This window comes from Blastopirellula retiformator, assembly GCF_007859755.1.
Classification (GTDB): Bacteria; Planctomycetota; Planctomycetia; order Pirellulales; family Pirellulaceae; genus Blastopirellula; species Blastopirellula retiformator.
This window is the reverse complement of record NZ_SJPF01000003.1, coordinates 127,743-151,762: the sequence shown is the minus strand read 5'-3', so window position 1 is coordinate 151,762 and position 24,020 is coordinate 127,743. Positions and strand designations below refer to the sequence as shown.

The window sequence follows — 24,020 nt, the reverse complement described above, 5'->3', positions numbered from 1 at the left end:
CTGTGCCGTTGAACTAGAAGCTCAAGCAGCAGGGGGGCGAAACGATCGTTTCGTAAAACCGCTCGGCCAAGGGAACCTGGAGCGCCGTCGCGCGATCATAAACCACCTTGCCGTCGACGATCACGGCGACGACGTGGGTCGTCTGTTCCAGCGGATCGCCATCGTAAAGCACGATGTCGGCTACCTTCCCAGATTCGAGACTGCCGAACTCGTCGTCGACCTTCAATATCTTCGCCGCATCCAGCGTCAGCATCTTCAGCGCCTGCTCAAAGCCAAGCCCATGCGCGGCGGCGAGGCCCGCCTCGAGTCGAACGATAAACGACTTCGGCACGTAGCCTTCAAAACCGCTGCCGATCGCCAGCGGGACTTCCTGCTGGGCCAGATAGGCGGCGTTGGTCGTCAACGTGTTGACCTTGCTCATGTCGCCATTCTTCTGCTGCGTCGGATGGACCAGCACCGGCACGCCCGCCTCCTTGATCCGATCGGCAACGCGATACGCTTCGGTTCCCAGACCGATCTGCAGGTCAAAGTGGAACTCTTCCGCCAGACGTATCGCCGTTTGCAGATCGTCAGCCCGGTTGGCGACAAACAGCGCCGGCACCTTCTTGTCGAGCAAGTCGGCGAGCGGATCCTTCGACATGTTCGGTTCGACCGTTTCGTCTTTGTCGAGCTTCTTCTGACGATCGCGGCGATAGTTGCCGGCGTCAGAGAGGGTCTTCCGCAAGTTGGCGATCACCCCCATCCGCGTATCGCCGGCGCCATTGCCCTTGGCGGCGTTGCCAATGTTAAAGACGATCGCTTGCGGAAAGCGGACGGTCATTTCGGTCACATCGGTCCCGTGCGTGCGATACAGACCCGATTGACCAGCAATCACGTTGCGGCGACCTGGGCAAGAGTGAACCAGGGTGATGCCGTTGGCCAGCAGATGCCGCAGCAGCGGCTCGGCCGGATTAAAACCATCGGTCGCGCGCAGGTCGGGATGCATGGCGCCTCCCTTTTCGTTCGCTTCCTGATCGGCGTCGATGTTGACCATGCCCGAGAGCGGGACCGAACTATAAGCGTCAATCAACCCGGGCGTGATCGCGCTGGCTTCGATGACCGCCACGTCTTTGGGAAACTCGAAACCCTTGCGGGGGCCGACGTGTTCGATCTTGCCATCCTTCACGTGGACGACCCCGTTCTTGATCGGCTCGCCCGAGACGGTATGCACCAGACCAGCGACAACGACAAACTCGGTCGCTTCGCCGTCGGGTCGTTTCGCGTTCTTGGGAGTTTTCGGCGTCGGGTGAGCCGCGGTCGGCGGGGTGATCGGCTCGAAGAAGGGAACTTCGGTGGAAGGGCTGAGGGCGAAACCGCCGATCTGGTAGCGCTGCTGTTCGGCGTCCTGCAGATCGAAGACCGATTTGCCGTTGATGTAGGTCTGCAGCACGCGGGCATAGATGCTGAACGGTTCGCCGCTCAGCACGACAAAGTCGGCGTCTTTTCCCTGTTCGAGCGAGCCAATCTTCTCGTCCAGGCGCATCGCCTGGGCGGCATGCAGCGTCAACGCCCGCAAGGCCGTCTCTTCCGGCAATCCTCCACGGACCGCAGTCGCAGCGGTTCGCAGCAGGAACCGGCTATCGGTCACCGGATCGTCGGTGTTGATCACCACTTTGACGCCGGCTTCGTTGAGCATGGCGGCGGTCTCGTCGTACCACTCAACCGTCTCCGGTTTGCCGCCGGGGCTGTCGACGATGGTGTGCGAGACAATGGCGCCCGACTTGGCGATTTGATCGATCACTTTGAACGCTTCGGTGCCGTGCTGGATCACCAGCTCGAATCCGAACTCTTCTTTCAGCCGCAGCGTCGTCAGGATGTCGTCGGCGCGGTGCGTATGAAAATGGACGGTACGGCGACCATCGAGCACTTCGACCAGCGGCTCCATCGCCAGATCAACGGTCGGCGGATCAGGCGTCTCGCCGGCGGCCAGCTTCTCTTTGTACTTCGACCATTTGTCGCGATATTGCTGCGCCTTCAGAAACTCACTTCGCTGCATCGCGGCGACCTTCATGCGCGTCGCTGGCGATTGACCGCGGCGGCCGTAGACACCCTTGGGATTGTCGCCGTTGGCCATCTTTAGGCCGCCCAGATTTTCGGGTGTTGCTAGCGACATCGCCGTTGGGCTGTTGCCGAGCAGCTTGATGTAGATCGTTTGTCCGCCAATCACATTGGCGCTGCCGGGCATGACGTTGGCCGTAGTCACGCCGCCCGACTGGGCGATGCGGATGCTGGGGTCAAACGGGTTGAGCGAATCGAGGGCCCGCACGATCGACTGGACTGGGCCGCTGACTTCGTTGGCGTCATTGCCGGCGCTTGGGGTGCCGAACAGTCCAATGTGCGAATGGGTATCGACCAGCCCTGGGATGATCACCTTCCCGCCCAGATCGATCTCTTGAGCGTCTTCCGGAGTCTCGATCCGTTTCGACTCGCCCACCGCCACGATCTTGCCGCCCGAGACGACCATTGCGCCGGGATCGTAGGTCTTACCAGTCGCGGTCAAAATCTTCGCTCCACGGTAAATGACCGCCTGGGGATCGCCCGCCCTCAAGGTTCCGGCCATCAACGCTAGCGCCAGCATCGCGCCCCAAATCCGCATGATCTACTCTCCGGGTAGTTATTCATAAGTGCAATCCTCTATTGTAGTTCACGCCCTATCGCGGCGCCTCCCGCGCACGACGACTTCGGCATCGGCGTTGTTCCATTTGCGGCATTTTTGTATAAGCCGACACCTCGCCGAAGTTCGGTCGAGATTGGTCCTCGCCCAAGCGCCATGGACTGCTGGCGAAGTCCTTTACACCCACAAGGCCTACCGAGATCTCTGCATTTCTACGTGAAAAACCTTGCAGAGACGTTTGAGCACCCATGTTCTTTCGATTTATGCAAATCTCGACTTGGCTCCTGATCACATGCGTGGTCGCAAATGCGTTTGCCCAAGACGCGGCGTTCGCCTACGCCGCCGAGGAGCCAGCAGCGGCACGTCCCGAAGTCGATGTCGAGGCGATGTTCATCGACGGCGATTTTATGCCGGCGACGCTCTGTAATTTTGAATATGAGCCGATTCCGCTGCCGGAATTTCCTGATGTGAACGCGGATGTGGGGGATATCGAGGCCGAAGCGATCGGCGAGCCCGACTACGGCTACCTCGGTTATGTCCCCGGCGGAAACTACGTTCACATCGACTACTGGCTTGGCGACGCGAAATGGGACAGTTCGATCGAGTTGGGCATCAATGGTCAGACCGGCAATACCGATTCGCTCAGTTTGCGCTCCGGCGCCAAGATCAAGCGCGAAGGGAAGGCGACCAAGACGATCGCCGACATCATCTACGCCCGAACCAGCAACGATGGCGTTCCGACACAAGACAATGCGCTCTCCAACCTCAAAATTGAGTGGCCGTTCGTCAACAAGCGATGGCACGTTTACGCCAAGAACGGTATGGAATATGACGCGTTCAAAGACTTTGGCCTACGACTGTGGGTCAGCGGCGGTATGGGCTACGAAGTGGTGAAGACCGACGACACCGACCTGACAGTCGAGCTCGGTTCTGGTTTCTCGAAAGAGTTCGATAGCCCGGACGAAGAGTACGTGCCGGAAGGCGCCATGACGATCTTCTTCGATCACAACTTCAACAAGTGGCACTCCCTGGAAGGAAAGTACGAATACTATCCGGAGTGGGAGCAGTTTGGCGAATACCGCAGCATTTCCGATATCGGCTACAAGATCCTGCTCGACGACGCAGCGAATCTGAGTCTGAAATTTGGGGTGATCAATCGCTTCGACAGCACCCCCGGCGCCAACAAAAACAAAAACGACACGAACTACTCGATCCTGCTGCTCTGGAAGCTGTAGGCGCATAAAAACAGGACGCGAATGTCTGCGTCCTGTTGATCAGCGAAAATTTGCCGGCCCTTCAAAGTACGCCGGCGGATCTATTTTTGGGCAGGGTAAGATCTCTCGTCCACGCAAGCCGCGTAGCGTTTCTGGTCGGTTAGCGTTCTTGGCGAATCGATTTTCCGAGCGAGTTCTTCGTTACGTACGAAGCGAACTTCAGCTCGAGATCGCTCAGTTGCTGATCCATCCAGGCAGCCACTTTGTCGATCGTCTGCGGCTGGGCGACGATCACGGTTTCCGCCAACAGCGAGGCAGACGAATTGCGAACTTCAGGATGAATTTTGCTAAACGATTTCATGGCGTTGGCTCCTGAGAAGTTATTCGCAATTTGGTGCTGATTCTTGATCGCTGTGCGAGCACATTTCAGGACAATGCAACCGGTGCGCCATGTTCGCGGGTATTTCCCGTATTTGGCGTTTTTTGGGCCGCAACCTAGGAAATGGTAAGCACTTCTGCTTTTCTGACTACGTCTTGCACCTGAGTACCGTTCGTAGCGAGTGTGCCCAAAAGACAACAATGTGCCATTTTGGTCAACATCGACCGCCGCGCTTTGCGGCGTCTTCAGAGCCTAAGAGATCGTTCTACGGCCAATTTCGCCCTGTTTTGGCAAACCGGGCCGGTCAATCCGATTATTCTTGCTTCTGGGGGAGTCTCGTCTAAAAGCGATTCCCCCATCCTGGCGGTCCGATCTGCGGCCGCAAATTTTTTTCCGCTGGCGGCGAGAATTTCCCAATATCGCCTCAAGTGCTGCGAAGACTTCCTTATGTCAGGACGTTTCTGTTCCGGAGGCAGGGAATGAGCGAAACCACGAACAATGCATGTTGGCACAATCACTGCCGGCAGCTACGCAGTCACTGGGAGGGTTTTTCGATGTTTAAGAAGTTGATTCTTGTGGGCGCCGGTTCCGCGCTGGCGCTCGGTCTACTATTTGGTCGCGACGCCGTCAGCTATGTCGCCACCGGATATGGTCGTCTCCACGACCAAGTGAAACAAAACGTGCCGATCGAGTTTGAACTCGAACGAGCCCACCGGATGATCAATGATCTGACTCCGGAAATTCGCAGCAACATGCATCTGATCGCCAAGGAAGAGGTCGACGTCGACAAGCTGCAACGTCAGGTCGACAAGCTGAACGACAGCCTGGCCCAGGACAAACGAGAAGTGTTGCGTCTGAAAGCCGACCTGGATGACGGCTCGCAGACCTATCAATACGCCAGCCATCGCTATACCCGCGATCAGGTGAAGGCTGATTTGGCCGGCCGTTTCGAGCGGTTCAAGACGCAGGACGCGACACGCGAAAAGCTGGAAGGAATCCTCCGCGCTCGCCAGAAGGGACTGGACGCCGCCCGGGCGAAGCTCGACGGCATGTTGGTCGCCAAGCGTCAGCTGGAAGTCGACGTCGAGAATCTCCAGGCTCGCCTGAAGATGGTCGAAGTCGCCCAGACGACCAGCGCCTTCAAGTTTGACGACAGCCAACTGTCGCGCACCGAGAAGCTGCTGGAAGATATCTCGACGCGAATCGAAGTTGCCGAGAAGCTCGTCTCCTCGGAAGGCTACTTCGGCGAAGAGATCCAGCTGGACGAAGTCGAAGTCAAGGACGTCTCGGACGAAGTCGCCGCCTACTTCTCGGATGGCAATTCCGCAGAAATCGTGGTCGACCAGCGGGTGCCGACGATCGAGCTGACCAGCAAGAAATCGCTCGAACCGAGCCTGAACTAGCTGGCATTTGATAACGATTGTTCCGGCGGCGTCGCAATAATTGCCCGCCGCCAACGAATAGCAGATTGGATGTGAGCGCGTGGCGAAGGGGGCGAAAGCCTTCTTCGCTACGTCGCATCCTCGGGCCCAGCAATATCTGGGCACAGCGAAAACGGGTCGCCGGCGACTGAAATCGACGGCAAAGACGCGTGTTCCGGGGCTTACCAACGAACTAAAGTAGTAATGAGACGAAACCGCCACAACTCGCCTGACTCGGACTCGCGAAAAACGCGTCCCGATCAAGTCTGGCTCAGCACTGGCGCGGTCTCTTACGCCTCGGCCGTCCTCGAAACGCAGGTCGGCGCCAAGACAGCACGAGAACAGGTCATGAAGCGATCATCGACGAAACCATTGGCTGAAGCGCCCACGCGGCGCCAGTTGTGGGTCGATGGAGTCGGCGGTTTCCTGCTGCTGACCGGTCCCGACGTCTTGATCGGCCAGGCGACGCCGCAAAGTGGAGTCGACGTGCCGATTTTGGGCGACGTCAGCCGGCGGCACGCTTGGATCCGCCGCCGCGGAGCGGAGTATGTAGTCGAACCGCTGGCCGAAGTGCGCCGCCGCGGAAAACTGTTGGACCAGCCAACCGTCTTATCGGATGGAGACCTGATTCAGTTGGGACGCAGCGTCGTCCTCAGTTTTCAGAAACGGCATCCGCTGAGCGCCAGCGCCGTGCTGCGACTCGAAAGCTCGCAGCGTACCGAACCAGCGGCCGACGCAATTTTGCTGATGGCCGAAACCTGCATCCTGGGCCCCAAAAGCTGCAACCATGTGGTTTGCGGCGGCTGGAATCGGGATGTGGTATTGTACAAGCAGGGAGACGGACTGCATGTCCGCTCTCCCGGCGCATTTCAAGTCAACGGCCAAGCGGTGAAGAACAAATCGCCGCTCGTCGCCGACTGCTCGGTCCAGGGAGAAGACTTTTCGTTTTATCTGGAACGGTTGGCCGCTAGTGCCTGACCGAGAGCGCGGCAAGACGTTGGGGAACGTCTGTGACGGCCGAATTGCGGGGGACACATTCGATGCGCGACGACGCAGCGACGATAGAGCCGGAAGAGGAGCAGGGAAACACCGCCCAGCTTCCTTCTCAGGCCGATCATCGCCCGCGAGGGGGAACGATGAAATTTACCTATGCCAGTGGGTCGAAGCCGCTCGACGGCTTCACCATCAAACGAGGCGTCGGCGCCGGGGGCTTCGGCGAAGTCTTCTATGCGCTGACCGACGCCGGCAAGGAAGTCGCTCTCAAACATATTCAACGCAACCTCGATATCGAGATGCGGGGGGTCAAGCATTGCTTGAACCTGAAGCACCCGCACCTGGTGGCGCTGTACGACATCAAGTTTGACGACGCCGGCGAAGGCTGGGTCGTGATGGAATACGTACGGGGCGAAAACCTGAAGGAGACGCTCGATCGTCGCCCCAGCGGACTTTCGCCGGAAGAAACGATTCGCTGGTTCCGTCCGATCGCCGCGGCGGTCGGCTATCTGCACGATCATGGCATCGTCCACCGCGATCTGAAGCCGGGCAACATCTTTAATGACGCCGGCACGATCAAGATCGGCGACTACGGCCTGTCGAAGTTTATCTCGGTCAGCCGCCGTAGCGGACAAACCGAAAGCGTCGGCACGTTCCATTACATGGCGCCCGAGATCGGCAAAGGAGTCTACGGCAAAGAGATCGACATATACGCTCTAGGCATCATGCTGCATGAGATTCTGACCGGCCGCGTTCCCTTTGAAGGGGAAAGCAGCCAAGAGATCATCATGAAGCACTTGACCGCCGAGCCCGACCTGCGTGGCGTGCCGGAGCCGTTCCGCACAACGATCACCCAGGCGCTGCACAAAGACCCGAACAAGCGGACCGGCACGGTCGAAGAGATGCTGGCCAATCTCGGCCTCTCGAAGAACGAAACGGTCGTCGCTTCGCTGCATGATGACGTCACGATCCAGCGGGCGAATGGAGCGACTGCGCCGCAATCGCCCGAAGAGCCGATCGTCGCGCCGCTCAACGGCGGCGACGAGGAGCCGGTCGCCAAAGCGGTATCCGGCGGCATGCGTTCGGTCGCCGACTGGTGGAACAACGAGAACGTCAGCCTGGCGCCAAAGCTCCTGGTGCTGGTCCTCTGCTCGTTCGCGCTGATCGCCAATCTAGGTTGGCTGCTGCCGCTCGGCTTGTTGGCAGGCGCCGTCTATATGGTTTACCTGGCAGGTCGCTCGATCTTTCTGCATATGAACGATACGCCGACTCGCAATACGGTGACCGAGTACTCGCCGTACCATCCGGTCGTCATGACGCGGAAAGAGCGAGCCAAGGAAAAGCGGACGCAAAAGCTGAGCCGTCGAGAGCGACAACGTGAGGCGCTCGCCGCGATCCCGCTCGACCTGCGAATGAAGAGCCTGGTCGGCTCGTTCCTGATCAGCGCGATCTCAGCGGCGGTGATCTCGATCTTGGCGCTCGCTTTGGGGGGCGTCTCCGTCGAGGGCCCGCTGGCGACCTGGGCGCCGCTGTTTGGCTGGCTGACGGCGATGACGATCTGTGGGTCGTGGAGCATCTTGCTGGTCGGCAAGTTGTGGGAACGAAACGAAGGAGATCCTTGGCTTCGCCGGTTCGCGATGGCTGGCATCGGCTTGGTGATCGGCTTGATCGGCTATGCGGCGGGACAAGCGCTGCTGCTGGACATGCCGTTGCCGGTAGAAGGAACGGTCACTGGTTGGCGCCCGAACCTGGGACTACGCGGTTGGTTTGAGTCGCTCGACGGCTCCCCGTCGCTGACGACCTATGCGATCGTCTTTGGCGCCCAGTTCGGCTTGCTTCGCTGGTGGAAACTGAGCGATCCGCTCCGCAAGACGCGGCTGAGTCTGTGGACGTTGTTTGTGACGGTCATGACCGCCGCACTGGTCAACTACTTCACGCCGTTCATTCAACCGTGGGGCCTGATCTTGAGCGGGGCGATCTCGCTGGTAGTTCAGATCTCGGCGCCTTGGTACAGCCCCAAAGAACGTGAGGCGCTGCGGCACGAGCAACAAGCGATGACCGAAACTTCCGCCTCCGCCTAATTGTGACGAAATAAGTTTCTAATGGCAGCTTCCCCTGATTGGTCCATGAGCACTATGTTACTACTCGGCGTTGGCGGCCTATTGGCCGTCATTGCAATTATCGCCATCGTCATCATCGCGGCGGTGTCGCGACGAGGCCAATAAACGGGACACGGAATTATCTTAGGCAGCATCATGGGCATCGGCGTTTTAGAGCTTGTTATCATCGGGATGCTGGTCGTCTGTCCGCTGATTGTGACCGTCGGCGTTGTGGCGACCATCGTTGTCGCACAAAAGAATTCAAAAAAGTAACTCGAGAGTCATCATGTTAGGCATTCAAGAGATCGTCATTGTCGGAGGCGTCATTGCGCTGGGCGCTTTCGCTTTTCGACAACGCACCAAAAAATAAGAATTTCGCTGCGCACGCCGCCAAGATTCGCCTCTGAGCGACGAATCTGTGGTAGAGACGCAGTACTGTTCCCTGGAATTGATCATGTTGCCGGCACTACAACTCGCTCAGTCTGTCGCCTGCTTGGGGCAGATCGCCGAACCGATTTCAGCCACCACCCAGTCTGTGGCGATGTCGCCGGCGATCGTTTTGTTGCTGGCGATTGCGGCCTGTGGCTTCTTGGCGGTCTTGCTGACCATCATTTTCGGCCGCTGGAAGATCTTGGCCGGGCTGCTGGTTTGCGGCGTCTTGGGAACCATTGGGCTGGGGCTGCTGAGCCTGGTTGCGGTTCGGGTAGATGTACAGACCGAGAATAACAGCCCTTATCGGACCCGGTCGTCCATGCGAGTCGAGCGTACGACGACACGGCAGCTCGCCACGGCCCCGCCGATTGAACTGCGGGCCGAAACCTCCGAACAGCCAACTTTGCCCGATCCAGCAAGTCCTCCAGCGAACCCGGCGTCGCAAGCGACCATCGTCAATGCGGTCGGCAGCGCGCTGTATGACGCGTTTGTGCAGCCGACAGTCAACACGGCCGAAAATGCTGGCGCCTCGCGGATTATCCCGCCGGGGCGCCCCGACTGGGTCGACCAAGAGCCTACTTCGCAAGATGGCGTCGATTACGTCTCGCTTTCGACCGGCCCCTACAGCAGTTCGACCGAGTGCTACAAAGCGCTCCAAGCTTTGACCGAAGAGGCGGTCCTGGAACAGACGGCCCAGTTGCTTGGCAGCGAGGCCCGCGCCAGCCGCATTCCGCTCGACGACCAACTGATCGCCGACCACATTCATCTGCAGACCTACAAAGAGCAACTCGACACGACCGTCGGCCCGATGCAGCAGTGGCACGCCCATCTGCAGTTCAACGACCAGTTCCGCCGCGAAATTGAGCAGCGATGGCGTCAGGTGCAGCAGTCGACCCGTCTGGGCTACGCTGGCGGCCTGTTTGCCGGCGTTCTGGCGGTTCTCGGCATTCTTTACAGCGCCCTTTCTTACAATGCGGCGACCGATCGGCGTCACCAGGGAAGGTTGCAGACGATCGCCGGGGCGGCGATACTAGGGGTAGTCGGTGGGGCGATCCTGCTGACGCAATGGTTCCCGCCGGTCTAGTCGGCGCAGCGAATGCCTGCAGGGCGGCTGCAATGACGGACGCGGCTGCTCCTCTATCCGCCCAAAATGCCGCTTATGTCTGAGGTTTCTGAAACCGACGTGCTGCTGATCGATCGGATTCGAACCGGCGACGCTGACGCCTGGACCGATTTGATTGGCCGTTACGAAGGTCGCCTGCTCGCATTTGCCGAGAGTCGCCTGCGTCGTCGCGCGCCCAGCGAAGACGTCGTCCAAGAGACGTTCATCGGCTTTCTCAACAGCCTGCCCAATTACGACGGCAAGCGCTCGCTGGAGAGCTACCTGTTCGCGATCTGCGCCTACAAGCTGACCGATCACCTCCGCCGCGAAGGGCGACGTCCCACTTTGCCGATCCACTCGGGCGGCGATGGCTCCAGCGACAACTGGGAACTGCCCGGCACGCAGCGGGCCGCGTCCAGCATCGTCCGTAGCGGCGAGCGCCGCGACCTGGAAGAAGCGGCCCTGGTCGAAGCGATCAATGGCCAGCTCGATCATTGGCGCGGCCGCGGCGACTGGGTGAAGGTCCAGTGCCTAGAGATGCTGCTGGTCCGCGGCTACGCCAACAAAGACGTCGCTGAGCTTTTGGACCTGACCGAACAAAACGTCGCCAATTACAAGTTTGATTTTCTGGCGAAGTTGCGGGCCGCCGTGCGGAAGCAGGGCCTGAACGAGGAGATCTTCCCAGAACTTTACGCAGCCAATTAAGATTCGCGCATTTACCGCGAATAGAACTCAGTGCGGTCGTTGTAGCCCGGCAAACGCAACGACGCCGCTTCTCATCCACATCGCCTAATCGCATCCAATCGAAAGTCCCGGGGGAACCTATGAGCTCTGCTGAAGTCGATAACCGCTACACGCTCCGCGAATTTGTGGAACAAACCCGCCAGCGTGATCGTGGGCAAGGGATCTTCGAGATGGAGAGCCAACGCCTGCTTGAGGTCAACCTGAACGGGATGGTCTGGACCAAGATGGGCTCGATGGTTTCGTACCTCGGCAACATCAAGTTTGAGCGAGAAGGGGTCTTCGAGAAGGGTCTCGGCGGCTTCTTCAAAAAGGCGGTCACCGGCGAAGGCGCCCGTCTGACCAAGGCGGTCGGGCAGGGGAGGCTCTACCTGGCCGACTACGGCAAGAAGGTCCAGATCCTCAAACTGGAGAACGAAGCGATCGTCGTCAACGGCAACGACATCCTCGCCTTTGAGGAGTCGGTCGACTGGGACATCAAGATGATGAAGCGGGTATCGTCGATGCTCGCCGGCGGACTGTTTCAGGTCCATCTGCGCGGCACCGGCATGGTCGCCATCACCACCCACTACGAACCGCTGACGCTGGTCGTCACGCCTGATTGCCCGGTCTACACCGATCCGAACGCCACGGTCGCGTGGAGCGGTTCGCTGGAACCGAGCCTGCGAACCGACGTTTCGCTGAAGACCTTCTTCGGTCGCGGCAGCGGCGAGTCTTTCCAGATGGAATTCCGCGGCAACGGTTTCGTCGTCATTCAACCGTACGAAGAGTTCTACTCGGTCGAAGGCTAAATCTTCGCTCGATATTGCAGGAGTAACTGTCGCTCATGACGCGGCCCATTAGCAGAACCGATCTCGAAGCCTATCTCGACGAGGCGCTTCCCGCCGAGCGGATGGCGGAAATCGAGGACAAGCTGCGCTCGCAGCCCGAACTGGCCGAGCAGCTTTCGCAAATCAACGGACGTCGCGACGCCGGCGTCCACACGATCGGCGAAATCTGGCGGCGCCATCGGTTGACCTGCCCCAGTCGCGAAACGCTCGGCAGTTACTTGCTGCAAGTCCTCGACGACGAAGAAGCGACCTACATCCGCTTCCATCTTGAGACGGTCGGCTGCCGCGTCTGCCAGGCCAACCTGCAAGACCTGTCGTCGCAGCAAGACTCGCAATGCGAAGACGCCCAGCCACGCCGGCAAAAATACTTTCAGTCGTCGGTGGGACGACTGAAAGGAGAGTAGGGCGCCAAGCGCCCACTTACAACTGAAAGTCGGCCGCCGTCGTTCCGCCGGCCGGCACTTCAAACTGCAGGCTACCGTCGTTCGCTTCGCTCGGCAGCTTGATCGCCGGTTTCGCCGCCGCGGCCTTTTCATCTTCGGCCCGTTCTGCGGTCCGCACGCGGATCACCACCTGGTGCTTGCCGATCAGGGCGCCATCGCGCGGCTCGTCGTCGGCGGTTCGCAAGGTAAACTTTCCTGCCGCGTCGGTAACGCCCATCGAACCTTTGCCGCCGACTTCCGCTTTGCCGGTCTGCGGCAGGAAACTGACCACCAGGTTGGCCTGCGGTTTGCCGGCGACGGTAACCGTGCCAGAGACCGGCGCCGTCGGCGCTCGCTTGGCGCCGCAACCCAGTGGTACGCAGCAGAGCAGCGCCGCCGCGGCAGCAACCGCAATCGCTTGCATCGGTGAATCGTTCATCATGAAGTTCGCTCTTCGTCGGGGAGAGTTTCGAGACGGTACGTAGAACTTACAGATCGGCGACTTCGCCGCCGGCCATCGTCGCCAGCCCGGCGAAGATCGTCAGGTCGATCGTTTCCGGCACAAACGACACCGACCCATCGGCCCGCGAAAAGTTGAAGCCGCCAGGATGGTGCGAAGCCCAAGCCCGGCGACAGACGCCGATGTTCGACGCGACCGCCGCGCAGTCGTCGTACTGATTACCGATGATGTACGGCTCGTTGATTACCATTCCCAGGTTATAGCCCCAGTAAGAGTTGCCCCAGAAAGAACTGCGGCCGGGCTCGTCTTGTGGCTGATGGTATTCGCCAATCAGCAGCGTGTTGGAAGTGCCATCGGTGACCGACGCCATTTTCTCAAAGCCGAGCGATTGGCTGTGCCCGCTGCCGACGGTGTGAAAGATCCCTTTCCACGATCCGCTGAGTCCGGTGATCTCCGCGAAGTGATCCCAGTTCTTGGCGCCATCGTCGGTGTAGCCGCTCATCGCCTTGTATGAAATGACGCGCAGGTCATAGCTATACCCGGACGCCGGTCGGTAGATCGGCGACGAGATCGCATCGCTGGGACAAAGGTACTCGTCGACCTGCGTGCGCGCTACGGTCGCATTGGCGGCGGTGTTGCAGTGGGTCGTGTGGTCATACTGGTTGAACAAGTTCTGCTGTTCGATGTACGGCAAAATGGCGATCGCCCAATTGCCGTAATAGGTGTCGTTGATCTGCACATGCCCCGACGGAAAGACGAGGAACGTATCGTGGTAGTTGTGCACCGCCAAAGCCATTTGCTTCAGGTTGTTGGTGCACTGCATCCGGCGAGCCGCTTCGCGGGCCTGCTGCACAGCCGGCAGCAACAGAGCGATCAAAACGCCGATAATCGCAATCACCACTAGCAGTTCGACCAGCGTGAAGCCGCCTGGCCGGCGCAGCGAATTGGGAGGAAATCGCATGACGAGGTTTCCTTGGGAAAGAGACGAGATGTGAAGATAAGAACGGGAATCGAAAAGCGAGCGCGAGAGAAATCGCCCGTCGCCGAGAATAGAAAATTTTAACAGATTTCTAGAAAAAAGCGTGGCGATTTGGGTGGGCGCGCAGCGGAGGCAACGACTCCACTACACTGCACGCCACCCAAGTTAGCGGATCCATACCCTGCCGAGACGTCGATGGCAGCCAGCTACCGTCGTGAAGTTTCGCCCGATTCGCCAATAGAACCGGCGACATAACCTATTAATATCATGGGATTTGCGCGATATGATCGCCTGGCCAACTACACCGGCGCCGGCAGGTCGCGGCGACAGAAGATCCAGTGCCCCAGGGCGAACGTCCCCGCTCCGCCGAGCAAAAGCCCGCTGACCAGGCTAAAGCCTCCCAGAACCGTCATCCCTTTGTTGTCAGCGAAGTAGAAGGTCCAGACCTCGGTCGGGTACCGCACGCCGTACGAGGTCAGCACCTCCGGCTCGTACAGTGTGAAGATGGTGAAGTACTTCAGCCAATGGGCAGAATCGACCGCCAGCGAAACGACCCGCACGATCATCTGCACGATTAAGAACCCGGTAACGATGCCGATGGTCCGCCAGCGATAACGATCCCACGAACTCATCCAGGTCGTCAGCCCCGCGAAGAAAACTCCCAGGCAGCCCAGATTGATCGCCGCCGGAATGAAGAGGCTGGTGTCGACAAAGTCGGCCAGCGGCACGCGTTCCGGCGCTTCTTTCACTTCGGTGAAGGGGACCTCGATCCGCATGTTGAGCACTGGCAGCTTGATCGACACCGGCGGTCGCTCTTGCTTGATCTTGGTCGTATGAACTCCGGTATGCGTGCCGAGCCACGCCGCCGTCGCAATCAGCGCGCATCCGACCACCGTGACCAAGCTTTTGGTAAACAGCAACTGAAAGCGGCTGATCGGTTGCGAGAGGAGCATCTCGAGCGTGCCGCGTCCCAGCGGACCGCTGACCGAGTCGCTTCCCCGAGCGATCGCCCAGGTCACCATCAACAGCACGACCAGCGGTTCGTTAAAGGTGACGCCGACCCGGCCTGGATAGGTAAACAGCTGCGCGACGTCGACCGCCGAGTACCGTTCGACCTCCGGCCGGAGGATCTCGACGATGTCTTGAAAGCGGCTCATTTCGACCCGGCCGACAATCCAGGCCCGGATCATGCAGAAGCCGAAAATCGTCACTAACGAACCGAGCAACAGCCATCGCGCCTCGCGAAACGACCGCACCAACAGCGCCATGCTCATGCCGAAACCGCCTCTGACTGCTCAAAGTGATAGCGATTGTAAACTGCTCGAAGTCCAAGCTGCGAAATCTGAATCTGCCCCGTCGGCAGATCGGCCAGCCACGCCAGCGCCGGCCGCAAGTCGCCATCGGTCTCGATCTGAAAACTCTCCGCCGTCTGCCGAATGTCGACGATCAGCGACGACAATTCGTGCGGAACTTGCGGTAGCGGCTGCGTCAGCGTTCCCCGAATCACATGCTGGCGCCGCATCGCGTGCAAGTCTTGATCATGCACGATCCGGCCTTGCCGCATGATCACCGCCCGCTCGCAGATGTCTTCGATCTCCGACAGCACGTGCGAGCAGATGACGACCGTCTTGCCGCGGCTGTGGGCGTCGCCAATCATCTGCACCACTTCGTGCCGGACGTTGGGATCGAGACTGGTCGTCGGTTCGTCAAAGATCAACAGCGGCGCGTCGATCGATAGCGCGATTGCTAGCCCCAATTTCTGACGCATGCCGGTCGACATGAACGCGACGCGGCGGCGCAGATCTAGATCGAGCCGCTGCGCCGTCTCTTCGGCCCGGTCGCGGCTGCCGTGCGGGTGGACGTCGGCGAAGAACCGCAGCACCTCGCGTCCCTTCATTTCGCCAAACAGGCGAACATCCCCCGGCAGGTACGAGAGCCGGCGATGCACGTCCAGATTGCGGCTGTGACAGTCCATGCCGTCGATCGACGCACGGCCGGAAGTGGGGCGTAAAAAACCCAGCAGCAGGCGAAACATCGTCGTCTTGCCGGCGCCGTTGGGGCCCAACACCCCACAGCATTGACCAGTCGGGACGTGCAGGGTCACCCCGTCCAAAGCCAGGAAATCGCCATATCGTTTGGTGAGTCGGTCGGTTGCGAGCATAAGGTTCTTACTTCCCAGGACCGCCAGCGGTTTTGGAAATTTACCGATTCTCCAGAGCGACGTGCAACCGCCGCCGAGAGAAACTAGAATATCAGAGATGCCGGGCCAAGCGCAGACCGCCAGCGCCACGGCGTCACCCTATTCGCCGTCTCGCCCCACCCTCCTTTTAGATGAGACTCGCCATGCTGCGCATCTGGACGCTTGGACTACTCGCCTCGCTCACGATTATGAACGTTTCCCGCGCCGAAGACGCCAAGGAAGTTCCGACCGCCGTCACTTCGGAATCGCGCAACGACAAAAATTGGTGGAAAGATCGCCACGAACAAAAGCTGGCCGCCGCCAAGGCCGCCGACAAGATCGATCTGCTGATGGTCGGCGACTCGATCACCCACGGCTGGGAAGGCCGCGGCAAAGAAGTCTTCAAAGAATTCTACGGAGACCGCAACGCTCACAACATCGGCTTCAGCGGCGATCATACCGAACATGTCCTGTGGCGTTTCGAACATGGCGAACTCGACAACATGTCGCCGAAGCTGGCCATCCTGATGATCGGCACCAACAACACCGGCCATCGTAAAGACCCGTCGGAAAACACCGCCGCCGGCATCAAAAAGATCGTCGGCCAGTTGCGTGAGAAACTGCCGGAAACCAAGGTCCTGATCCTGGCCATCTTCCCCCGCAGCGCCAACAAGAGTGACGAGATGCGGAAGATCAATGACGGTACCAACGAGATCATCAAAGATCTGGCCGACGACAAGATGGTCTTCTTCCTGAACATCAACGACAAGTTCCTGACCGAAGACGGTACGCTGACCAAAGAAGTGATGCCCGACCTGCTGCACCCGCATGAAAAGGGTTATCGCATCTGGGCCGAAGCGGTCGAACCGACCGTCGCCAAACTGATGGGCGAAAAGCAATAAGGATCGCTTCATGCCAATTACGTATCGTTCTCTCGTTCTTAGCGCGACCATCCTGTTGGGGATGGTCGCGGTGGCCGGCGCGCAAGACAAAGGTCCTGCCGCCGAACAAAGCGTCAAACCTGGCATCAACGAAAAATTCCTCGACGAGTCGCTCGACGTCGACCGCTGGGTCAAGCAGTTTGAAGTCGAAAGCCGCGAGGTCTACCATGCCCGCGAAGACGTCCTGAAAGCGGCCGGCGTCAAACCAGGCATGCGCATCGCCGACGTCGGCGCTGGCTCCGGCTTTTATACCCGGCTTTTCTCCCGCGCCGTCGGTCCGAAAGGTTGGGTCTACGCCGTCGACATCTCCCCCAAGTTCCTGCAGCACATCGGCGGCAGCAACGCCGAACTGGGACTGCACAACATCACCTGCGTGCTCGGGGGCGAACGCTCGATCCAGCTGCCGCCGGACTCGGTTGACCTGATCTTCATCTGCGATACCTACCATCACTTTGAGTATCCGCAGTCGACGCTCGCTTCGATCCACAGCGCACTTCGCGAAGATGGCGTGCTGGTCGTGATCGATTTCGAGCGGATCCCCGGCACATCGCGGAAGTGGACGCTCGACCATGTCCGCGCCGGCAAAGAGGTTTTTCAACAAGAGATCGAGCAGGCGGGCTTCGCGCTCGACGAAGCGCCCAAGCTCGATTCGCTGAAAGAAAACTACCTGCTGAAGTTTCGGAAAAAGTCGGCCGAATGAGCGACCGTCGGGCGTTTGGCCTTTGGACTTTGACGTTCCTGGTCGTCGCCAACATGATTGGCGCCGGCGTCTTCACCACCTCCGGCTTTACGCTGGCCAGCGTCGGTTCGCCGGGCTGGGTGGTGGCGGCCTGGGTGGTGGGCGGCTTTCTAGCTCTGATGGGCGCGATCAGCTACGGCCAGCTCAGCCGCGTCATGCCGGAGTCAGGCGGTGAGTATCTCTTCCTCTCGCAAGCGCTGCATCCGGCGGCCGGCTTTGTCGGCGGGTGGATCTCGCTGATCGCCGGCTTTACCGGCGCGATCGCCTACGCGGCGATCACGCTCGAAAAGTACGTCATCCACAGCGTCGACCTGCCGCTGTTTGACGGTTCGATCGCGATCGTAACAGTCGGCGTTTGCGGACTGCTGCACGGGCTGGGAGCGCGACTTGGCGCCGGACTGCAAAACGTAGTGGTGCTGCTGAAGCTGGCATTGCTCGGCTTGTTCCTATTCTTGGCGATCACATCCGACATCGATTGGCAAGGCGCTCCGCTACCTGCGGAACAGCGGCCCGAAGGTTGGGCGCTAGCGCTGGCGTTTGGCAACTCGCTGGTCTGGATCGCGCTCAGCTATCTCGGCTTCAACGCCGCCGTCTATGTCGCCAGCGAAGCGAAAGAAGTCTCTGACGTGCCGAAGGCGCTGCTCTACGGCACAGTGGCGGTCACGCTGCTGTATGTGCTGCTGAACGCCGTCTTCGTTTATGCGCCGGCGCCCACGGCGATCATCGGCAAGCCGGAAGTCGCCGCGATCGCAGCCGAGGCGATCGGGGGCAAGCCGCTGTCGCAATTGGTCAGCGCGACCATCGTGGTGGCCCTGTTCACCTCGGTGATGAGCATGATCATGGCGGCGCCGCGGGTTTACGCAAAAATGGCGGATGATGGATTCCTGCATCATTCGTTCCGGGCCCAAGAGTCGGCCCCGCAGACGGCGATCGCCCTGCAAAGCGTCCTGGCGATCGGGATGATTTTGTTTTATTCCCGTTTAGAGTCGCTGCTCGGCTATTTGGGGCTGACTCTCTCGCTCTGCGCCGCTTTGACCGTTTTCTGTGCGTTATTGCCGTCGGTTCGGCCCGGCCCACTATTTCGCCTTAGCAGCATTCCGCCGGTACTATATTTGATCGGTACGCTGGTATCGGCGGTTTTGATGTCGATCAACGAGCCTTGGGCGCTGGTTCCAGTGGCGATCACGTTTGGCGTCGGCGGGGCCGCATATTGGGCGATCCGGAGCCGATCGGCGCCAGCAGCCGACGGGCCACCCTCCGCCTGACCACGCTATCAGGGGGACTGGGCCGCAGCCTTCAACCTTGCCTCTGGTTCGACTCAGCGGTTATTCTGAGGGAGTAAATCTTTGCAGCTAATCCAATTGCGGAGGGCTCCGATGGGCGGCCGCCTGGTTATCCTATTTCTACTCGCACTCGTTTCGACGCTCGCTACGCAGTCGGTTTCGTCGGCTGCCAACGAGGAACCGTCGTCGCGTGATCGCATCAACCAACTGATCCAACAGCTGGGACACCGCAACTTCGCCATTCGCGAGCGGGCCCAAAACGAGCTCTCGACGATCGGCGTCCCCGCGTTCGATCAAGTCTACGAAGCGATGAACCATCGCGACCTGGAGATCGCCCGTCGCGCGCAGTACCTGGCTCGCAGCTTGAACGTCAACTGGGCCCGCGAAGACTACAGCCCGGAAGTCCGCGCGATCCTCACCCGCTACAGCAAACAAAACGAAGATCAGCGCAGCAGCCTGATTGGCCAACTGGGCGAACTGACTTCGATGGACGCGGTCTCGGCCTTGTCGCGGATCAGCCGACTAGAAATCTCGGAGCGGCTATCCAAAGAAGCCTCGCTGGTGATCGCGCTCAATCAACAGCTTGGCCTTTCGCCTGAATCGGTCGGTCGTTTGAAAGAAACAATCAGCGCTGAGATCGGCAGCAGCGAAAGAATCGGGCCCGTCTGGCTGCGACTGTATGAACAGAGCCTGGACGATCCGGCGCCGGCGATCGACGAGCGAGAATTGTTGATCGAAAAAGAGCTGCAAACGTTCGCGGGTCGCCCCGAGCGAACGACGCGGCACATCGTGCAAGACCTGCTTCGTTGGCAAGTCGAGCAGCAGCGCAAGCTCGGTCGCGACGACGACTCGCTGGAGACGATGCGGCAAGTGATTCGCATCAGCCAAGGGTCCAGCTCAGAATTGATCGACATCACCACCTGGCTGCTCGACCAGCGCGGTCCGCAAGTGGTTGAAGAGTTGGCCGCTCACTACGCCGATCCCAATGGCCTGGTGGCCAACGGAGTAATCACCGGTCGGTTCACCGAAGAGGCGAATCTGCTGTACCTACTGGCCGAAGCCAAACTGGTGCAATCCAAGATCGACGAAGCGACCGCCGTCGCCGATCAAGCGCACCACATGAACGACGCCCTGGTCGACAACGTCTTTCTGACGGCCGAAGCGCTGCATGACCGCGGCCTGATTCGCTGGGCCGAGCGAGAGTATCGCCGCGTGATCGAAAAAGAAGGCGCTCTCAGCCCGCGCTACAGCGCCTGGCCGACGCGCCGCATGGCCGAGATGGTCGCCGATCGCGGGCGATTCGCCGATGCCGCCGCCGCCTACAAGCCGCTGATCGAGACCTACGAAAGTGAGAACAAGCGGAACAAGACGTCCGAAGAAGCCGAAAGCGATCGCTCTCGCTACCACTACTTCCTGGCTCGCGCCGCCGAGCAAAAGGGAGATGTCGAAACCGCCAAGCGAGAACTAATCGCGGCGAACGAGCGCGACCCGTTCGAAGTCGACGTGCTGATCATGATGCACCGCGTTTCGACCGATCCGAAATGGCTGGAGCAGACCCGTCCGAAAATCGAAGAAGCCCGGGCCGAGTTCAAAAAGACGGTCGAAGACTTCCAGAAACATTGGGACTTCTTCAAGCGGAACGGCCGCGGCGTCGAGTTTCTCGGCAGCGACATCCGCACCTATACCCGCGAGCTGAACCAATACGCCTGGCTGGTCGGCAACACCTACGGCGATCTCGATCACGCGATCCAGTCGAGCCTGTTGTCGCTGGAACTGGCGCCCGGCGAAGGCGCCTATCTCGACACGCTAGCTCACTGCTACTTCTCTGACAAACAATACGCCAAGGCGGTTGAGTGTCAGTCCGAGGCGGTCGAGCAAATGCCGCACTACATGGAGATTCGCGAGAAGTACTCCAAGTTCGCCGACGCCTACGAAAAGCATGTCGGCCCGCTCGTTCGCTGGCAGCCGCCGGTCGATCCCGAGTCGTTCTTCCCAGACGCCAAAGAGAAAGCGGCCAAGTGAACGCCAGCGGCGAATCGGCGGACGCGATCGACGTCGTTCCGCTGGAAGAGTACGAACTGATCGAGTCGCCCGCTGGCCCGTCGTCCACCTTTCATTGGGTGATGCTCGCGCTCGCTTCGGCGGTCTTGCTCGCCTCGTTCACGCTCAACTTTCAAGCAGGCGAAACGGTCTACTTTCCTTGGAGCGAAATCCAAGTTCCGCCGAGCTGCGGCATGAAGATCTTCTGGAACGTCGACTGCCCCGGCTGCGGACTGACCCGGAGCTTCATCTTGCTCGCTCACGGCGACGTCGCCGCTTCGCTCGCCTACAACCCGTCCGGCATTCTGCTGTTCGGCGTGATCCTGTTCCAAGTGCCGTATCGCGTCGGACAGCTATGGCGCATCCGCCAAGGCTACCCAGCCTGGGACATGGGCCTGGCGACGGCGGCGATCTTCTCGGCCATCTTCGCCGTGATGCTGATCCAATGGGTCGTCAAATTGCTGTAGGGCAGGCCGCGGCGGCCGAATGCGAACGCGTTGCGATTTAGTTACCAATCAACGTAGGGTCCGCTGTGCGGACCAAGAATCGCCGATTGATCGTCTAAGCTGCTGGACCCTGCCTTTGGTCCGCATAGCGGACCCTACCTGCCTGTTGAAAAATGCCCTCGTGGCATTTTCCAACCTCGCCAGGCTCAGAGAATAGCTCTTCGCGGCTCGCAAAATAACGACTTACGTCGCTATTTTGGGATCGCATCCCTGCGATCCAGCAGCCCGTTGAGAAAATCAACGGACTGCTACGCCAAATGCGAAGAACGACCGATGTCGCCAGCGCCGACCACTTGTTATCGGCAGGCACGGCCTGCCCTACCATCAAACGCCGAGATACTCTTCCAGCGTTTCGCGGATCATCGTCACGTCCGCTTCGCCACCGGTCCAGACGTGGTAGTTGATCGCTTGCACGTGAGCGGCGATCGTCAGGCCGTCGTGCAGCGTTGCGGATGACGCTTCGACAGCGTCTCCCAAGGCGTTGCTCGGCGTGATCGCCAGATCGACGATCGTCATGTCGCCGGTCAAGGTCGCCAGGTCGATCAGCGGTTTGTCCTCTTCGTCGGTGGTTTGCACCACGATGTCGACTTCGGCCAGCGGCCACGGCTTTTCGACCAGCTGGTAGGCGGTCTCGATCTGGTAGTCCGCCGCCAGGCGATCAGCGAGCGACCGCCCCGGTTCATCGGCTGCGGCCAAGATCGTCAGCTTCTGGGGCGACATGGCGGCCAGCTGGGCGGCGATGGCCCGACCGCGATTGTCGGCGCCAGCGATCACGATTCGCTTCTTGGCGACGTCTCTCAACACCTTGGCGACCGCCGCCGCTTCGCTGTATTCGCCGTGCAGCTTGCCGTCGCGGATCGAGACGCAATTGACGATGCCGCCGATCTCGACGACCGGCGTTTTTTCGTCGAGCAGGGCGACCGCTTCCTGCAAGAATGGGGGGCCAATCGCCGCCCCTAGAAACCCAAGCGCCTTGGTCCCCCGCAGCGCGTCGGCGATGTCGCTGGGCTCGACTTCCAGCGTCAGACAGCGCCAGTCGCAGCTGGCCGCCTCGAAGCATTTTTCCATCACATACTGCGTCGGGTTTCCCGCGGCGGGAAAACCGAGCGAGCAGACGATCTCTTGGAGCGTTTCGTGCGACATGGCATCGGCAGGGGAAAAATCGGTACGGCCGATATATTCTGAAGCGAAATGGGCGACCTTGCAACGGCCCCAGCGACCCTCGCGCTTCCCTTGGCCCGGTTGGCCAGTCATGCTGGAAGTTATGAATCCCCTCCAGTTACTTCGCCTGCTCTTCGTCGCCGCCACCTTGGCGGTCGACGCCGCCTTTTTTGCGGCGGCCGAAAAGTTCGGGGCTCGCAGCATCCCAGGCGTCCTGCTCTTGGGCGTGATCCTCGCCCAATGTGGTGCGGTGGCGATCTATCTGGGGCTTTCTCCGCGGCGCCTGCTCACCTTTCGCCTGGCCGCTTGCAGCGGAGCGGCCGTCTTGGCGGCGCTGTTGATGGCGCGGCTCACGCCGCTCGCCTGGCCGATCTGGCTGGCGACCTTGGCGGCGCTGATCACGATGATCGCTGGGCCGATCCTGGCCAGCCGATTGCTGACCGCCGAGCGACGACAATTTTCGCTGGCCGAGATCTTAGGGCTGATGACGCTGATCGCCGTCTTCTGCGCCGCATTTCGCTCGCTGCCGTGGCAAATCGAATATGCCGGGCTCGCGCTCGGCTGCATCACGGCGCTGGCGACGATCACCTGGGTGGCCGCTTGGTTGATTGCGACCGGAAGAAATGGCCCGCTGGCGCAAGCCTCGCTGATCATCATCGCGTTTGTGCTGGGGCAACTGATGGGAACGCTTGACGCTTCGCCGGCGGCCGGTTTTTTTGCGTCGACCATCTTCACCGCGATGGCGGTCTATTACTTGATCTGGATGCTGGTCGAGAAACATGGCTTGCGAAAACCAGAAACCGAGCCGGTTGAAGAAGAGTTGGACGACGACCCCGGTCCCGTCCTGCTACCGCTAGCACGAGACGCCGCGTCTTCTATTCGTTGATTTGCAGAAATCGCAAGACCGCCGCGATCGGCGTGCAGGCGCCCCAACTACACGACGCCGTTGATTGCGCCTGGTCTTGTCCGGCTGGCGGCGAAAGTCCGTCGAGCGGGGCGCCCAACATCGCCGCAATCGCCAACAAGCCGCACCCTTCGATCAACAGCATGTTGGCGAAAGCGCCCAATGAGAACGATGCTCTATGCGTTCGACCCGATCGCCGCATCTTTCCTACTCCTCCGTAAAACTTACGCTACCGCGGCGCTCCTTGCTGCCGCGGGCTTTCTACGAAGGGGCGTTCGGTTTGGTTCTTAAGGCGTTTCGTAAAGAACGACCAAAATAACGTCCGACGGCGGAAAACGTAGCGGGCCCGATGAACCGCCCGGCGTATCTCCCAGCGGCGTCGTCTGGGGCGCGATGTTGCCGAAAATCTGCAGAACCCGTACGCCGCTCTCCTTCAGCCAGGCGTTCACTTCCGCTTCGGTCTGCGAAACTTCGCTTTCGACCGACATGAAAATCTTGATTTGTTGCATCGGGGCACTCCTCGTTGGATCATGGCTAATCTT

At 60.0% G+C, this 24,020-nt stretch carries 23 protein-coding genes; 14 read left to right on the top strand and 9 right to left on the bottom strand.

The genetic code is table 11. The features are described 5' to 3' along the window. Positions 1-13: 13 nt before the first annotated feature. Positions 14-2,635: an amidohydrolase family protein gene (locus Enr8_RS12380; RefSeq protein ID WP_146431950.1), complete on the bottom strand. Its 2,622-nt coding sequence runs from the start codon at positions 2,633-2,635 to the stop codon at positions 14-16. Between the two features lie 266 nt (positions 2,636-2,901). Here Enr8_RS12380 and Enr8_RS12375 point away from each other — a divergent pair, with 266 nt between their 5' ends. Then, positions 2,902-3,888: a DUF481 domain-containing protein gene (locus tag Enr8_RS12375; RefSeq protein ID WP_146431948.1), complete on the top strand. Its 987-nt coding sequence runs from the start codon at positions 2,902-2,904 to the stop codon at positions 3,886-3,888. A gap of 139 nt (positions 3,889-4,027) precedes the next feature. Here the strand turns inward: Enr8_RS12375 and Enr8_RS12370 are convergent, their stop codons facing one another. Beyond that, on the bottom strand, positions 4,028-4,228 hold the full coding sequence (locus Enr8_RS12370) for a hypothetical protein (RefSeq protein WP_146431945.1): 201 nt from the start codon (positions 4,226-4,228) through the stop codon (positions 4,028-4,030). A gap of 572 nt (positions 4,229-4,800) precedes the next feature. Between Enr8_RS12370 and Enr8_RS12365 the strand changes: the two genes are divergently transcribed. The 7 genes from Enr8_RS12365 to Enr8_RS12335 all read left to right on the top strand — a co-directional run bounded on the left by Enr8_RS12365 (position 4,801) and on the right by Enr8_RS12335 (position 12,268). Then, positions 4,801-5,649 carry a hypothetical protein gene (locus tag Enr8_RS12365; protein WP_186767617.1) on the top strand — a complete coding sequence of 283 codons (849 nt, stop codon included), beginning with the start codon at positions 4,801-4,803 and terminating at the stop codon, positions 5,647-5,649. Between the two features lie 222 nt (positions 5,650-5,871). Then, positions 5,872-6,645 carry an FHA domain-containing protein gene (locus tag Enr8_RS12360; protein ID WP_146431943.1) on the top strand — a complete coding sequence of 258 codons (774 nt, stop codon included), beginning with the start codon at positions 5,872-5,874 and terminating at the stop codon, positions 6,643-6,645. Between the two features lie 62 nt (positions 6,646-6,707). After that, entirely contained in the window at positions 6,708-8,741 is a 2,034-nt protein-coding gene (locus Enr8_RS12355) for a serine/threonine-protein kinase (protein WP_146431941.1), read from the top strand. A gap of 472 nt (positions 8,742-9,213) precedes the next feature. Further along, positions 9,214-10,275, top strand: a complete 1,062-nt coding sequence (locus Enr8_RS12350) for a hypothetical protein (protein ID WP_146431939.1) — start codon at positions 9,214-9,216, stop codon at positions 10,273-10,275. Positions 10,276-10,350: 75 nt separating this feature from the next. Next, complete coding sequence (locus Enr8_RS12345) at positions 10,351-10,998, top strand: RNA polymerase sigma factor (protein WP_146431937.1); 648 nt, start codon at positions 10,351-10,353, stop codon at positions 10,996-10,998. Between the two features lie 119 nt (positions 10,999-11,117). Then, positions 11,118-11,825, top strand: a complete 708-nt coding sequence (locus Enr8_RS12340; protein ID WP_146431935.1) for an AIM24 family protein — start codon at positions 11,118-11,120, stop codon at positions 11,823-11,825. Positions 11,826-11,860: 35 nt separating this feature from the next. Continuing rightward, positions 11,861-12,268, top strand: coding sequence for an anti-sigma factor (locus Enr8_RS12335; RefSeq protein ID WP_146431933.1), 408 nt, complete (start codon positions 11,861-11,863; stop codon positions 12,266-12,268). A gap of 16 nt (positions 12,269-12,284) precedes the next feature. On the opposite strand, the gene Enr8_RS12330 is transcribed toward Enr8_RS12335, so the two are convergent. The 4 genes from Enr8_RS12330 to Enr8_RS12315 form a co-directional block, all read right to left on the bottom strand. Beyond that, complete coding sequence (locus Enr8_RS12330; protein ID WP_146431931.1) at positions 12,285-12,725, bottom strand: hypothetical protein; 441 nt, start codon at positions 12,723-12,725, stop codon at positions 12,285-12,287. A 49-nt stretch (positions 12,726-12,774) separates the two neighbouring features. After that, positions 12,775-13,707, bottom strand: coding sequence for a DUF1559 domain-containing protein (locus Enr8_RS12325; protein ID WP_146431930.1), 933 nt, complete (start codon positions 13,705-13,707; stop codon positions 12,775-12,777). A 317-nt stretch (positions 13,708-14,024) separates the two neighbouring features. After that, positions 14,025-14,999, bottom strand: a complete 975-nt coding sequence (locus Enr8_RS12320) for an ABC transporter permease subunit (RefSeq protein ID WP_146431929.1) — start codon at positions 14,997-14,999, stop codon at positions 14,025-14,027. Further along, positions 14,996-15,886, bottom strand: coding sequence for an ABC transporter ATP-binding protein (locus Enr8_RS12315; RefSeq protein WP_146431927.1), 891 nt, complete (start codon positions 15,884-15,886; stop codon positions 14,996-14,998). Before Enr8_RS12315 ends, Enr8_RS12320 begins: the two co-directional genes overlap by 4 nt. Before the next feature lie 182 nt (positions 15,887-16,068). On the opposite strand from Enr8_RS12315, the gene Enr8_RS12310 reads away from it, so the two are divergent. The 5 genes from Enr8_RS12310 to Enr8_RS12290 all read left to right on the top strand — a co-directional run bounded on the left by Enr8_RS12310 (position 16,069) and on the right by Enr8_RS12290 (position 21,374). Next, positions 16,069-16,806 carry a platelet-activating factor acetylhydrolase IB subunit gene (locus tag Enr8_RS12310; protein WP_146431925.1) on the top strand — a complete coding sequence of 246 codons (738 nt, stop codon included), beginning with the start codon at positions 16,069-16,071 and terminating at the stop codon, positions 16,804-16,806. Between the two features lie 10 nt (positions 16,807-16,816). Then, positions 16,817-17,545, top strand: a complete 729-nt coding sequence (locus Enr8_RS12305) for a class I SAM-dependent methyltransferase (RefSeq protein ID WP_146431923.1) — start codon at positions 16,817-16,819, stop codon at positions 17,543-17,545. Next, entirely contained in the window at positions 17,542-18,849 is a 1,308-nt protein-coding gene (locus tag Enr8_RS12300) for an APC family permease (protein ID WP_146431921.1), read from the top strand. The genes Enr8_RS12305 and Enr8_RS12300 overlap by 4 nt, the downstream gene beginning before the upstream one ends. Positions 18,850-18,960: 111 nt before the next feature. Continuing rightward, positions 18,961-20,889, top strand: a complete 1,929-nt coding sequence (locus tag Enr8_RS12295) for a tetratricopeptide repeat protein (RefSeq protein ID WP_146431919.1) — start codon at positions 18,961-18,963, stop codon at positions 20,887-20,889. Beyond that, on the top strand, positions 20,886-21,374 hold the full coding sequence (locus Enr8_RS12290; protein ID WP_222434863.1) for a DUF2752 domain-containing protein: 489 nt from the start codon (positions 20,886-20,888) through the stop codon (positions 21,372-21,374). The genes Enr8_RS12295 and Enr8_RS12290 overlap by 4 nt, the downstream gene beginning before the upstream one ends. Before the next feature lie 363 nt (positions 21,375-21,737). Here Enr8_RS12290 and Enr8_RS12285 read toward each other — a convergent pair whose 3' ends face one another. Then, positions 21,738-22,556 (bottom strand): shikimate dehydrogenase family protein, encoded by an 819-nt coding sequence (locus Enr8_RS12285; protein WP_222434862.1) that lies wholly within the window; start codon positions 22,554-22,556, stop codon positions 21,738-21,740. Between the two features lie 121 nt (positions 22,557-22,677). Between Enr8_RS12285 and Enr8_RS12280 the strand changes: the two genes are divergently transcribed. After that, positions 22,678-23,460 carry a hypothetical protein gene (locus Enr8_RS12280; protein ID WP_186767614.1) on the top strand — a complete coding sequence of 261 codons (783 nt, stop codon included), beginning with the start codon at positions 22,678-22,680 and terminating at the stop codon, positions 23,458-23,460. Here Enr8_RS12280 and Enr8_RS12275 read toward each other — a convergent pair. After that, entirely contained in the window at positions 23,450-23,680 is a 231-nt protein-coding gene (locus tag Enr8_RS12275; protein ID WP_186767613.1) for a hypothetical protein, read from the bottom strand. The genes Enr8_RS12280 and Enr8_RS12275 overlap by 11 nt on opposite strands. A gap of 85 nt (positions 23,681-23,765) precedes the next feature. After that, entirely contained in the window at positions 23,766-23,987 is a 222-nt protein-coding gene (locus tag Enr8_RS12270; protein WP_146431911.1) for a hypothetical protein, read from the bottom strand. Positions 23,988-24,020 lie beyond the last annotated feature (33 nt).